Below are 12,277 nucleotides of genomic sequence, written 5' to 3' on the forward strand. Positions count from 1 at the left end.
CGCCAGACCGCCAGACCGGCGCAGGCGGGGTCAGGCGACCGGCTGCGGGGCTCGGGCGCGCAGGCCGCGCAGGAGCACCACGCAGAGCAGGGCGAGCGGGACCCAGCCGACCAGCCCGGTGAGCCCGGACACCGCCGTGTCGGGCGGAGCCGCGGCGTCCCCGAGCAGCAGCACGGCGGGCAGCACCGCGTTCAGCGAGCCGTGCGCGACCACGCAGGGCCACACGCTGCCCGTACGCAGCCGCAGCCAGCCGATCGCGATCCCGGCCAGCACGCAGAAGCCGGTGAACTGCAGCGCCGCCCACGACCCGAGGCTCGGGTAGTTGTAGCCGAGCAGGGTGAGCGGGGCGTGCCACAGCCCCCAGATCGCCCCGGACAGCGCCAGGCCGCCGATCGGGCCGTACGTGGCGGACAGCCGGGGCAGCAGCCAGCCGCGCCAGCCCCACTCCTCGCCCAGCGCCGGGACCGCGTTCAGCACCGGACCCGCCAGCACGCCGATGGCGATCTGCAGGTAGAGCGCCGGGCCCGGGTCGGCCGGCGGCTGCACGCCCGCGGCCGCGAGCTGGGCCCGGAACAGGCTGAACCGGTCGAGGTCGAGCGGGAACAGCCCGACGGCGGTGCTGAGCCCGGCGCAGACGACGATCAGCAGCGGCACGCCCAGCCAGGCGGCCAGCACGTACCGGCCGGTGCGGCCCTTGCTGTCGCCCAGGGTCAGGCCGGTCTCGGCGGCCCAGCGCCGCCAGGGCGCGCGCGACAGCGCCCACACCCCGAGCACCCCGGCGGTCGGCGTGAACATCATGACCGCGGCCAGCCCCTTGGCCGCCGGCGAGCCCAGGCCCGCGCCGAGCCAGATGGGCAGCGCCACCAGCCAGGACAGCCCGAAGGCGAGGGCGAGGAAGACGGGAAGCTGTTTTCTCATGACCGTGCACGCTCCGAGACGAGGGCGTTGATGAGGGAGGCGCCGCGCTCGGCGTCGTCGATGCTGATCGCCAGCCGCCCCCCGGAGCGGTAGCCGACGACCAGGCACTCGCCGCCGCGCAGCATGATGGTGGCCGCGCCGGGCAGGCCGCGGAAGCCCCAGCCGCCGACCTCGCTCGGCCTGCGGTCCTCGGTCCAGGCCCGGTCGATCCGCGACAGCGGGATCCTGCGCGCCGGGACGCCGAACGGCCCGAAGCCGATGACGAGCGCGTCGTCGCCGACCCGTACGGACAGCGACGCCGTCGCCAGCCCCGCGACCAGCACGATCACCGCCCCGGGCAGGGCGGAGGCCAAGGTCGCCGGCGACAGGACGCCGGCCAGGCGCAGCCCGCAGAGCACGACGACCGCCATCGCGGCCACCAGCGTCAGCGCGACCAGCCAGGGGTTGACCAGCCGGCTGACCCAGACCGTACGGCGGCCGGGCCGCAGCTTCATGGCCGGGGGCGGCGCGACGGCCTCGACCGGGTCGGGCCCGCCCCTGCCGAGGGAGCCGGCGAGCACGCCCACGCCGAGCGAGCCGACGACGACCAGCGCGACGTGCCAGCCAGGAAGGCTCGCCGCCGTCCAGTCGGGCACGTCGAGGTTGGCCGCCAGCGTGGAGGCCTGCGTGCCGAGCACCAGGACGCCGCCGCCGAACAGCCCGCCCCACCACAGCGCCCGCCCGTTGCGGTGCCGCAGCGCCCAGCCCCGCGCGGCGACGGCCAGGAACGCGACCCACACCACGGTCCACACCGCCGCCACGGTCCACACGTGGGCCTGGAAGGAGGCCGAGCCGTCGACGCCCGCCGCGCCCCAGTGGGTGGCCAGCGGGTCGGGCAGCCGGTCGCGCAGCCCCAAGGGAGCCAGGACCAGGGCCGCCGTGACGGCCGCGCCCCACGCGGCCGCCGGGATTCGGGGGTTCATGGCAGATCCTCCAGGATGGTGATGAGGTCCTCACGGCGGTAGCCGTGCCTCTTGGCCTCCTCCAGCAGCTCCCGGGCGCGCTGCACGAGCAGCGCGCGCCCGTCGGCCTGGCCCGCGACGCTGACCCCGCGGCCCCGCCTGAACTCCAGCAGCCCTTCGTCGCGCAGGTCGCGCAGCGCGCGCAGCACGGTGTTGGGGTTGATGCCGAGCGCCCTGGCGAGGTCGCGGGCCGGTGGAAGGCGGTCGCCGGGCGTGTAGGAGCCCTCGCCGATGGCGCGGCGGATGGCGCCGGCCACCTGTTCATGGAGGGGCCGTGCGTCGTTGAGATCGAGCGCTAGCAACATGATGCTAATGACACTAGCACCATGAAACGGAATGCGCCCGACCAGCATTTGTAGGATGAACCCCTGTTTGTGAGTACGCAGAAACCGTGGATAGCATCGGTTTACGTGACCACTGTGCGGCTGAACTCAGCAGACCCAGTCTCTGTCGACACCGACGCCCTGATCGTCGGCTTCCGGCCCGGCCAGGACGGCCCCCGCCCGGCCACGGGCGCTGAGTCCCTCGACGCGGCTTTCGGCGGCAACCTCGCCACCTCCCTCAGCTCGCTCGGCTTCTCCGGCAAACCCGGAGAGCTGGCCAAGCTGCCCACGTTCGGCGCCGTCCAGGCCCCGGTGCTCGTCGCCGTCGGCCTGGGCGACTCCTCCGACCACGAGTCCCTTCGCCGCGCCGCCGGCGCCGCCGTGCGATCGCTGGCCGGCACCGCGCGCGCCGCGCTGGCCCTGCCTGCCGACGACGACGCCCAGGCCGAGGCCGTCGCCCTGGGCGCGCTGCTCGGCGCGTACGGCTTCGACCGCTACCGCACGGGCGAGCCGCCGAAGGCGCCCGTCTCCGAGATCACCGTCCTGTCCGGCCGGGGCGAGTCCGCCGCCGAGCGGGCCGGCGTGCTGGCCGAGTCGGTCTCGCTCGTCCGCGACCTGGTCAACACGCCGCCGTCCGACCTGTGGCCGGCCAAGTTCGCCGAGATCGCCGAGCAGGAGGGCGCCAAGCACGGGCTCACCGTCGAGGTCCTCGACGAGAAGCAGCTCAAGGACGGCGGCTACGGCGGCCTGGTCGGCGTCGGCCAGGGCTCGGTCAACCCGCCGCGCCTGGTCCGCCTCGCCTACAGCCACCCCGAGGCGGGCAAGACGCTGGCGTTCGTGGGCAAGGGCATCACGTTCGACTCCGGCGGCCTGTCGCTCAAGCCGTCGGCCGCCATGGACTGGATGAAGTCCGACATGGGCGGCGCGGGCGCCGTGCTCGGCGCGCTGGTCGGCATCGCCCGGCTCGGCCTGCCGGTCAACGTCGTCGGCTACCTCTGCCTGGCCGAGAACCTGCCGAGCGGCACCGCCCAGCGCCCCTCCGACGTCATCCACAGCTACAGCGGCAAGACCGTCGAGGTGCTCGACACCGACGCCGAGGGCCGCCTGGTGCTCATGGACGGCATCGCGCGCGCCGCCGAGGACGACCCCGACCTGATCGTCGACATCGCCACGCTGACCGGCGCGCAGATCGTCGCGCTCGGCTGGCGCACCGCGGGCGTCATGGCCAACGACGACGCCGTCCGCGAGCTGGTCGTCGAGGCCGCCACCGCCGCGGGCGAGGGCGCCTGGGGCATGCCGCTGCCGGAGGAGCTGCGCAAGGGCCTCGACTCGCCGGTCGCCGACATCGCCAACCTCCACCCCGAGCGCTTCGGCGGCATGCTCACCGCCGCCATCTTCCTCAAGGAGTTCGTCCCCGACGGGGTGCGCTGGGCGCACATCGACATGGCCGGACCGGCCTACAACAAGGGCGAGCCGTACGGCTACACCCCCAAGGGCGGCACCGGCGCCATCACCCGCACCCTCATCGGACTCGCAGAGCGGCACGCGAGCATCTGAAACAAATGAAAAGATGACGGCATCACGAACACCCCGACAAGGAGCCTTCCTGTGGCCTATGACATCGTCGTCCTAGGTGGCGGCAGCGGCGGTTACGCCTGCGCGCTCCGGGCGGCCGAGCTGGGCAAGTCGGTCGTCCTCATCGAAAAGGACAAGATCGGCGGCACCTGCCTCCACAGGGGATGCATCCCCACGAAGGCCCTGCTGCACTCGGCCGAGGTCGCCGACGAGACCCGCGAGAGCGCGTCCTTCGGCGTCAAGGCGAGCTTCGAGGGCATCGACGTCCAGGGCGTGCACGCGTTCAAGGACAAGATCGTCACGCGGGCCTGGAAGGGCGTCCAGGGCCTGCTCAAGGGCGCGGGCGTGACGGTGGTCGAGGGCGAGGGCCGGCTGGTGGGCCCGCGCAGCGTGCAGGTGGGCTCGGAGGTCTACGAGGGCGCCAACCTCGTGCTGGCCACCGGCTCGGCCCCCCGCACGCTGCCCGGCCTGGAGATCGACGGCGAGCGGGTCATCACCAGCGAGCACACCCTGAAGATGGACCGCGTGCCGTCGTCGGTGATCGTCCTGGGCGGCGGCGTGATCGGCGTCGAGCTGGCCAGCGTCTACCGCTCCTTCGGCGCCGAGGTCACGATCGTCGAGGCGCTGCCGCACCTGCTGCCCACCGAGGAGGAGTCCAGCTCCAAGCTGCTGGAGCGGGCCTTCCGCCGCCGCGGCATCAAGTACGAGCTGGGCGTCTTCTTCGACTCGGCCAAGACCACCGAGACGGGCGTCGTCGTCACCCTGGCCAACGGCAAGACCCTCGACGCCGAGATCCTGCTCGTCGCGGTCGGCCGCGGCGCGGTGTCGTCCGGCATGGGCTTCGAGGAGCAGGGCGTCACGGTCGAGCGCGGCGCCGTCGTGGTCGACGAGCACTGCCAGACCTCGGTCCCCGGCGTCTACGCCATCGGCGACCTGATCCCCACGCTGCAGCTGGCGCACGCCGGGTTCGCCGAGGGCATCATGGTGGCCGAGCACATCGCCGGCCTCAACCCGCCGCCGATCGACTACGCCGGCGTGCCCCGCATCACCTACTCCGACCCCGAGGTCGCCTCGGTCGGCATCACGTCGGCGCAGGCCGCCGAGCGCGGCATCGAGATCGTCGAGCAGGTCTACGACCTGGCCGGCAACCCCAAGAGCCAGATCCTCGGCACCTCCGGAGCGGTGAAGGTCATCGCCCAGAAGGACGGCCCGGTCGTCGGCGTCCACATGGTGGGCCGGCGCATCGGCGAGCTCGTCACGGAAGGCCAGCTGATCTACAACTGGGAGGCGCTGCCCGCAGAGGTCGCCCAGCTCATCCACGCACATCCGACCCAGTCCGAGGCAGTCGGTGAGGCGATGCTGGCCCTGGCCGGCAAGCCGTTGCACGTACACAACTAGTCCAGCCCTCGAGATCAGAACGCGAGAGAAGAATAACGATGCCGGTCTCCGTACAGATGCCCCAGCTCGGCGAGAGCGTGACCGAGGGCACGGTAACCCGTTGGCTGAAGAAGGAGGGCGAGCGCGTCGAGGCCGACGAGCCGCTCCTCGAGGTCTCGACCGACAAGGTCGACACCGAGATCCCGTCGCCTTCCGCGGGTGTCCTGACCAAGATCGTCGTGGCTGAGGACGAGACGGTCGAGGTCGGCGCCGAGCTCGCCATCATCGACGAGAACGCCCAGCCGGGCGCCGCCGCCCCGGCCCCGCAGGCCGCTCCCGAGCCCGAGCCGGAGCCCGAGCCCGCCCCGGCTCCCCCGGCCTCCTCCATCCCGCAGCCGGCCCCGGCCCAGCCCGCTCCCCAGCAGGCCGCCCCGGCTCCGGCCCCGCAGGCCCCTGCCCCGCAGCAGGCCGCTCCGGCTCCGGCCCCGCAGGCCCCGGCTCCGCAGCAGCAGCCCGCCGCCGAGCCGGCCGCGCCGGCGCCCTCGGGCGACAGCCCCTACGTGACGCCGCTGGTGCGCAAGCTCGCCAACGAGCACGGCGTCGACCTCGACTCGATCAACGGCACCGGCGTCGGCGGCCGCATCCGCAAGCAGGACGTGCTGGAGGCCGCCAAGTCCCAGCGCGAGCAGGCCGCCGCCCCGGCCGCGGCTCCGGCGGCCCAGCCGGCCGCCGCCGCGCCGGCCCCCGCCGCCGCCCAGGCCCCGGTCGCCGCGGCGCCCGAGCCGGTCGAGGTCGACACCACGCTGCGCGGCCGTACGGAGAAGATGACGCGGCTGCGTCAGACCATCGCCAAGCGCATGGTCGAGTCGCTGCAGACCGCGGCGCAGCTCACGTCGGTCGTCGAGGTCGACGTCACGAAGATCGCCCAGCTCCGGGCGCGGGCGAAGGACGACTTCTTCCGCCGCGAGGGCGTGAAGCTGACCTTCACCCCGTTCTTCGCGATGGCCACCGTCGAGGCGCTCAAGCAGCACCCGAAGCTCAACGCCACGATCAACAACGAGACCAACGAGGTCACGTACTTCGACGTGGAGAACCTGGGCGTCGCGGTCGACACCGAGCGCGGCCTGCTCGCGGCGGTCGTCAAGAACGCCGGCGACCTCAACCTGGCCGGCCTGGCCCGCAAGGTCACCGACCTGGCCGAGCGCACCCGCAACAACCAGGTGACGCCCGACGAGGTCACCGGCGGCACGTTCACGCTGACCAACACCGGCAGCCGTGGCGCGCTGTTCGACACGCCGATCCTCAACCAGCCGCAGGTGGGCATGCTGGGCACCGGCGCGGTCGTCAAGCGGCCGGTCGTGCTCGACACGCCCGAGGGCGAGGTCATCGCGGTGCGGTCGATGGTCTACCTGGCGCTGACCTACGACCACCGCCTGGTCGACGGCGCCGACGCCGCCCGCTTCCTGACGACGATCAAGCGTCGCCTGGAGGAGGGCCGCTTCGAGGCCCAGCTCGGGCTCGCGTAGTCATCGCTCTTGAGGCCGGGTGGCTCCTTCGGGGGGCGCCCGGCCTTTGGCGTACTGTGGAGGCCATGGCGATCATCGTGACCGGGGCGTCGGGCCTGATCGGTACGGCGCTGGTCGGGGCGCTGCGCGACGAGGGGCGGGAGGTCGTCCGCCTGGTCCGGCGGGAGCCCGCGGGGCCGGGAGAGGCCTTCTGGGACCCCTCGGCGGGGGTGCTCGACCGGGCCGCGCTCGAAGGGGCCGAGGCCGTGGTGCACCTGGCCGGGGCCTCGGTCGGCGACCGGCGCTGGACGACCGGCTACAAGCGCGAGCTGGTGCGCAGCCGCGTCGAGGGCACCCGGCTGCTGGTCGACGCCCTGCGCGCGCTCGGCAGGCCGCCCGAGGTGCTGCTGTCGGCCTCCGGGGTCGACTTCTACGGCGACACGGGCAGCCGGGAGATCGACGAGAGCCAGGGCAAGGGCCGGGGGTTCCTGGCCGAGCTGTGCGAGCGCTGGGAGCGGGAGGCCGAGCGGGCCGCCGAGGCCGGGTGCCGGGTCGCGCGGCTGCGCACGGCGATGGTGCTGAGCCGGCACGGCGGGGCGCTCGGGCGCATGTTGCCGATCTTCCGCATGGGGCTGGGCGCGCCGCTGGGGACGGGCCGGCAGTACTGGTCGTGGATCTCCTTGGACGATTGGGTGGCCGCCGCACTACATATCCTGAAAAATCGGGAAATCGAAGGTCCGGTCAATCTCGGGTCCCCTTCTCCGGTCACCAACGAAGAATTCACCCGGACTCTGGGTAAATGCCTGCGTAAAGGCACAGTCCCCATGCCGGTACCGGCGTTCGCCCTGTCCATCGGGGTGGGCGAATTCGCCCGCGCGGGGCTGCTGCCGAGCCATCGCATGATCCCGCGGAAACTGCTTGACAGCGGCTACGGCTTCACGCATACCCGTCTCGACGAGGCGCTGCGCGCCGTACTGTAGGGTGCCGTTCGTCCTTCAGCACGCGGGAGATCCGACATGAGCAGGTCCGGGCAGTCGCACATTCTGGCCATCGGGGGCGGGTCGTTCCGCCCGAGCGAGCGCCACAACTTCATCGAGGCGAGCGGGTTGCTGCGGTACGGCCTCGACCTGACCGGCCAGGACCGCCCCAAGCTCGGTCTGGTCGCCACCGCCCTCGGCGACTCCGCCGACTGGCTGCTGAAGATGTACGGCGCCTTCTCCGGCTGGGACGTCGAGCTGAGCCACCTGACCGTCTTCCCCATGCCCAACGTGGAGGACGCGCGGGCCTGGGCGCTCGAACAGGACATGATCTACGTCAGCGGCGGCAGCGTGGCCAACCTGATGGCGTTGTGGCGGCTGCACGGCCTCGACGAGGTCTTCGAGGAGGCCTGGCGGGCCGGCGTGGTGCTGTCCGGGCAGAGCGCGGGCGCCCTGTGCTGGCACGTGGGCGGCAACACCGACTCCTTCGGCCCGGCGCTGCGCCCGTGGGCCGACGGGATGGCGCTGCTGCCGTACTCGTGCGGGGTGCACTACAACGCCGAGCCGCAGCGCCGCCCGCTGCTGCAGGAGTCGGTCGCCTCCGGCGAGCTGCCCGGCGGGTACGCCGCCGACGAGGGCGTCGCCCTGCACTACGTGGGCACCGAGTTCATCCAGGCGGTCACCGTCGACCCGCGGGCGTACGCCTACCGGCTGGAGTACGACGGCGCGGGCGGCGTCAAGGAGTTCAGGATCGAGCCACGCCTGTTGACCCCCTGATTACCCGGACAGGGTGAGGGAACGGCACAATAGGCTCATGCGCCCCACCCACGGGGACGATCCCCACGCGCTGGCCGTCGTCCGCCTCGGTGTGGACGTCCCCTACGAGCAAGCCTGGTCGTTGCAGCGCTGGATGCACGGCAAGCGGGTCGCCGGCGAGCTGGGCGACGCGGTCCTGATCCTGGAGCACGCCCCCGTCTACACCGCGGGCAGACGCACCCTGCCCGGCGACCGTCCCGCCGACGGCACCCCCGTCGTCGACGCCGACCGGGGCGGCCGGGTCACCTGGCACGGCCCCGGCCAGCTCGTCGCCTACCCCATCGTCGCCGTCGCCGACGTCACCCGTTACGTCTGCGCCCTCGAGGAGACGATGATCCAGGTGTGCGCCGACTTCGGCGTCACCGGCCGGCGGGTGCCGGGGCGTCCGGGCGTGTGGGCGGCCGGCGACGTCGCGCTGGGGCTGCCCGACCGGCAGCTCGGCGCGGTCGGCATCCGCGTCGCGCGCGGCGTGACGATGCACGGCTTCGCGCTCAACTGCGCCAACGACCCGCGGTGGTTCAACCGGATCGCGCCGTGCGGGCTGCCCGACGCGGGGGTCTCCTCGCTCTCGGCCGAGACCGGCCGCCGGATCGTGGTCGAGGAGGTCATCCCGATCGCCGAGAAGCGGCTGGCCGAGGCGCTCGGCAGGGAGCCGTTCGACCTGCACGAGGAGGATCTGCTGCGCAGGTGACCGAATCGGCATCGAACAGCGGTTGAATCCGGATCTTTCCGGCTTAACATCGCCGTGTGAAGCGTTCCGCCGCTCTCGTCCTCGCGCTCCTGGTCCACCTGCTCACGCTGGCCTTCCTCGCGCTGGGCGCGTGGGCCGTGCTGGCGCACCTCGACTCCCTCGTCGCGTGGCTGGTCGGCGGCGTGAGCCTGGCCGTGGGCTGGGCGCTGCGGCCCCGCCTTCCCCGCATGCCGGCCGACGCCGAGGTGCTCGACCGCGCCGCGGCCGGCGAGCTGTACGCGCTGGCCGACCGGGTGGCCGACCGGGCCCGCGTCAAGAGGCCGCGCAAGGTCGCGGTCCGGGATCTGGCCACCGAGACCGTCTATGACCATGTGGGCGTGCCGCGCACGCCGGTGCTGGTCATCGGGCTGCCGTTGTGGCTGGCCCTGACGCCGCGGCAGCGGGTGGCGCTGCTGGCCACCGCGTACGCGCGCACCCCCGCCGCCGAGGAGCTGATCGTGGACGGCGCCCTGTTCACGCTGGCCTCCTGGCACGACGCGCTGCTCGGGGCGAGCGCTCCGCTGAAGATCAGGGAGGAGGCCCAGGCCAAGATCGCCGCGTCGTCGCTGGGCGCGATCGACCAGCCCGGCACGACGTACGAGGCGGCGGGGTTCTTCGGCCGGCTGATCGGGCGGGTGCTGGGCGGCCCGGTGCTGCTGGCGGAGTACGCGCTGACGGCGCTGGCCCGCGCCGGGCGGCCTCGTGCCGAGGAACGGCGGGCGGCGATCGCCCGGCGGGTGGTGTCCGAGGCCGAGCTGGCCGAGCTGCGCGACCTGGCCGCCGGCGGCTACCTGGCGCCCATCCAGGCCGCGGCCCTGCGCGGCGAGAGCGTCACGGCCATCAGGCAGGGCGCGCTGGCCCGCCACCGGCTCACCGACGACGGCGTGCTGACCTCGGCGCCGCACTCGGAGCTGCTGGACACCGCCGGGTCCGCGCTGATCGACGAGGAGCTGCTGCGCCACTACACCAGGGCGATCCGCGGGTTCGGGCTCATCACCTGACCCTCGACCGGTCCGGTTCGACGGCGGACGTAAGCTGGACGGGTGACCGTTGCTCCTGATGGCCGAAAGCTCCTCCGCCTGGAGGTGCGCAACGCCGAGACCCCTATCGAGCGCAAGCCCCCGTGGATCAAGACCAAGCTGAAGACGGGCCCCGAATACACCGAGCTGAAATCGCTCGTGCGCCGGGAGGGCCTGCACACGGTCTGTGAAGAGGCGGGCTGTCCCAACATCTACGAGTGCTGGGAAGACCGCGAGGCGACCTTCCTCATCGGCGGCGACCAGTGCACCCGCCGGTGCGACTTCTGCCAGATCGACACGGGCAAGCCCAAGGAATACGACCGCGACGAGCCGCGCCGGGTCGCCGAGTCCGTCCAGCAGATGGGCCTGCGCTACGCGACCGTGACCGGCGTGGCCCGCGACGACCTGCCCGACGGCGGCGCCTGGCTCTACGCCGAGACCGCCCGGCAGATCCACTCGCTGCTGCCCGGCTGCGGCGTCGAGCTGCTGGTGCCCGACTTCAACGGCAACCGCGACCAGCTGGAGGAGGTCTTCTCCAGCAAGCCCGAGGTGTTCGCCCACAACGTCGAGACGGTGCCGCGCATCTTCAAGCGCATCCGGCCCGCCTTCCGCTACGAGCGTTCGCTCGGGGTGATCACGACGGCCCGCGAGGCCGGGCTGGTCACCAAGTCCAACCTGATCCTGGGCATGGGCGAGACCCGCGAAGAGGTCGTCGAGGCGATGCGCGACCTGCACGCCGCCGGCACCGACCTGCTGACGATCACCCAGTACCTGCGGCCGACGCCGCGCCACCACCCGGTGGAGCGCTGGGTCAAGCCGGAGGAGTTCGTCGAGCTGCAGGCCGAGGCCGAGGCGATCGGGTTCGCCGGGGTGCTGTCAGGGCCGCTGGTGCGCTCGTCCTACCGCGCGGGCAGGCTCTACCAGCAGGCCATCGCGGCCCGCCAGACCACCTGATCCAGGCTGATCCCAGCTGATCCCGCGTGATCCTGCTTGATCCCGCTTGAGCGGAGCCCCGGGCCGTTTGCCCGGGGCTTTTCGCGTCCCTAGCATGGCAGGGCCGAGGGAGGGGCGAGGCCATGGCGACCGTGATCCGCACCAGCGACCTGCCCGCGCGCAGCCGTCACGAGGCCTGGCGCGGCATCGTCTGCGACACGCTCGGGCCGCTCGACCTGCGCATCGATTCCGGCGCGCCGCTGCGGGGCGAGATCGAGCTGGGGCAATTAGGCCCCGTGGGCGTGGGCCGGGTGCGCACGTCCACGCCGCACAGCGTCCACCGCACGGCGAAGTTGATCCACCGCGACAACCCCGAGCTCTACCGGGCCGTGCTGGCCGTCTCGGGCAACCCGGTGCTGCGCCAGGACGGCCGCGAGATCCGCCTGGACAAGGGCGAGTTCGCCATCTACGACTTCACCCGCCCCTACGAGGTGGCCTACGACTCGGCCGTGCAGCTGGCGGTGTTCAGCTTCCCGCACGAGCTGCTGCCGCTGCCCTACGACGACGTGGCCCGGCTGACCGCGGTGCCCGTCTCGGCGCGCGAGGGCACCGGCGCGCTGGCCGTACCGCTGCTGCGCCGGGTCACCCAGGACTACGACGACTACACCCCGGCCAGCGCGGCCAGGCTGGCGACGGTGGTGATGGACCTGGTCACCACGGCCCTGGCCGAACGGGCCGAGCAGGCCGCCGCGGTGCCCGAGGACGCCCGCCGCCGCGCCCTGCTGCTGCGCGTGCGCGCCTTCATCGACCAGCGGCTGGGCTGGGCCGACCTCGACCCGGCGATGGTGGCCGAGGCGCACCACGTCTCGGTGCGTTACCTGCACCGGCTGTTCGAGTCCGAGAACACGACGGTGGCCGCCTGGATCAGGCACCGGCGGCTGGAGCGCTGCCGCGCCGACCTGCTGGGCGCCCGCCACCTGCCGGTCGGCGAGGTCGGGGCGCGCTGGGGGCTGCCCGACTCGGCGCACTTCAGCAGGCTGTTCAAGCGGGCGTACGGGCTGCCGCCGGCCGAGTTCCGGCGCGCCAACCCCGTGCGCTGATCG

12 protein-coding genes are annotated in these 12,277 nt (G+C 73.0%); 9 read left to right on the forward strand and 3 right to left on the reverse strand.

Annotation, left to right across the window (positions count from 1 at the left end; all coding sequences use genetic code 11):
- Nucleotides 1-30: 30 nt before the first annotated feature.
- The 3 genes from ACFYYW_RS12140 to ACFYYW_RS12150 are packed head-to-tail and all read right to left on the reverse strand — an operon-like array spanning nucleotide 31 to nucleotide 2,224.
- The gene (locus ACFYYW_RS12140) at nucleotides 31-918 is read right to left on the reverse strand and encodes a CPBP family intramembrane glutamic endopeptidase (RefSeq protein WP_387647665.1); all 888 of its coding nucleotides are present in this window, start codon (nucleotides 916-918) and stop codon (nucleotides 31-33) included.
- A complete protein-coding gene (locus ACFYYW_RS12145; protein WP_387647668.1) occupies nucleotides 915-1,880 on the reverse strand; it encodes a hypothetical protein in 966 nt (321 codons plus the stop codon). The genes ACFYYW_RS12140 and ACFYYW_RS12145 overlap by 4 nt, the downstream gene beginning before the upstream one ends.
- The gene (locus tag ACFYYW_RS12150) at nucleotides 1,877-2,224 is read right to left on the reverse strand and encodes a GntR family transcriptional regulator (protein ID WP_387647671.1); all 348 of its coding nucleotides are present in this window, start codon (nucleotides 2,222-2,224) and stop codon (nucleotides 1,877-1,879) included. Before ACFYYW_RS12150 ends, ACFYYW_RS12145 begins: the two co-directional genes overlap by 4 nt.
- A gap of 105 nt (nucleotides 2,225-2,329) precedes the next feature.
- Between ACFYYW_RS12150 and ACFYYW_RS12155 the strand changes: the two genes are divergently transcribed.
- The 9 genes from ACFYYW_RS12155 (at nucleotide 2,330) to ACFYYW_RS12195 (ending at nucleotide 12,274) form a co-directional block, all read left to right on the forward strand.
- Nucleotides 2,330-3,799, forward strand: coding sequence for a leucyl aminopeptidase (locus ACFYYW_RS12155; protein WP_352323063.1), 1,470 nt, complete (start codon nucleotides 2,330-2,332; stop codon nucleotides 3,797-3,799).
- Nucleotides 3,800-3,850: 51 nt separating this feature from the next.
- Entirely contained in the window at nucleotides 3,851-5,215 is a 1,365-nt protein-coding gene (gene lpdA, locus ACFYYW_RS12160) for a dihydrolipoyl dehydrogenase (protein ID WP_352323062.1), read from the forward strand.
- 38 nt (nucleotides 5,216-5,253) lie between these two features.
- Entirely contained in the window at nucleotides 5,254-6,720 is a 1,467-nt protein-coding gene (gene sucB, locus ACFYYW_RS12165) for a 2-oxoglutarate dehydrogenase, E2 component, dihydrolipoamide succinyltransferase (protein WP_387647674.1), read from the forward strand.
- A 65-nt stretch (nucleotides 6,721-6,785) separates the two neighbouring features.
- On the forward strand, nucleotides 6,786-7,679 hold the full coding sequence (locus tag ACFYYW_RS12170) for a TIGR01777 family oxidoreductase (protein ID WP_352323060.1): 894 nt from the start codon (nucleotides 6,786-6,788) through the stop codon (nucleotides 7,677-7,679).
- Between the two features lie 36 nt (nucleotides 7,680-7,715).
- A complete protein-coding gene (locus tag ACFYYW_RS12175; protein WP_387647677.1) occupies nucleotides 7,716-8,453 on the forward strand; it encodes a Type 1 glutamine amidotransferase-like domain-containing protein in 738 nt (245 codons plus the stop codon).
- 37 nt (nucleotides 8,454-8,490) lie between these two features.
- On the forward strand, nucleotides 8,491-9,183 hold the full coding sequence (gene lipB / locus ACFYYW_RS12180) for a lipoyl(octanoyl) transferase LipB (RefSeq protein WP_352323058.1): 693 nt from the start codon (nucleotides 8,491-8,493) through the stop codon (nucleotides 9,181-9,183).
- A gap of 56 nt (nucleotides 9,184-9,239) precedes the next feature.
- Nucleotides 9,240-10,223 carry a M48 family metallopeptidase gene (locus ACFYYW_RS12185; protein WP_387647680.1) on the forward strand — a complete coding sequence of 328 codons (984 nt, stop codon included), beginning with the start codon at nucleotides 9,240-9,242 and terminating at the stop codon, nucleotides 10,221-10,223.
- A gap of 42 nt (nucleotides 10,224-10,265) precedes the next feature.
- On the forward strand, nucleotides 10,266-11,195 hold the full coding sequence (gene lipA, locus ACFYYW_RS12190) for a lipoyl synthase (RefSeq protein ID WP_352323056.1): 930 nt from the start codon (nucleotides 10,266-10,268) through the stop codon (nucleotides 11,193-11,195).
- Between the two features lie 122 nt (nucleotides 11,196-11,317).
- The gene (locus ACFYYW_RS12195) at nucleotides 11,318-12,274 is read left to right on the forward strand and encodes a helix-turn-helix domain-containing protein (protein ID WP_387647684.1); all 957 of its coding nucleotides are present in this window, start codon (nucleotides 11,318-11,320) and stop codon (nucleotides 12,272-12,274) included.
- Nucleotides 12,275-12,277 lie beyond the last annotated feature (3 nt).

The organism is Nonomuraea sp. NPDC001831 (assembly GCF_042892035.1).
Lineage (GTDB): Bacteria > Actinomycetota > Actinomycetes > Streptosporangiales > Streptosporangiaceae > Nonomuraea.

Excerpts from the sequence above, each read along its gene's own strand:
- ACFYYW_RS12195 (WP_387647684.1), top strand. The coding sequence starts at position 11,318 with ATGGCGACCGTGATCCGCACCAGCGACCTGCCCGCGCGCAGCCGTCAC.
- ACFYYW_RS12140 (WP_387647665.1), bottom strand. The coding sequence starts at position 918 with ATGAGAAAACAGCTTCCCGTCTTCCTCGCCCTCGCCTTCGGGCTGTCC.
- lipB (WP_352323058.1), top strand. The coding sequence starts at position 8,491 with ATGCGCCCCACCCACGGGGACGATCCCCACGCGCTGGCCGTCGTCCGC.
- ACFYYW_RS12175 (WP_387647677.1), top strand. The coding sequence starts at position 7,716 with ATGAGCAGGTCCGGGCAGTCGCACATTCTGGCCATCGGGGGCGGGTCG.
- ACFYYW_RS12170 (WP_352323060.1), top strand. The coding sequence starts at position 6,786 with ATGGCGATCATCGTGACCGGGGCGTCGGGCCTGATCGGTACGGCGCTG.
- ACFYYW_RS12145 (WP_387647668.1), bottom strand. The coding sequence starts at position 1,880 with ATGAACCCCCGAATCCCGGCGGCCGCGTGGGGCGCGGCCGTCACGGCG.
- sucB (WP_387647674.1), top strand. The coding sequence starts at position 5,254 with ATGCCGGTCTCCGTACAGATGCCCCAGCTCGGCGAGAGCGTGACCGAG.
- ACFYYW_RS12150 (WP_387647671.1), bottom strand. The coding sequence starts at position 2,224 with ATGTTGCTAGCGCTCGATCTCAACGACGCACGGCCCCTCCATGAACAG.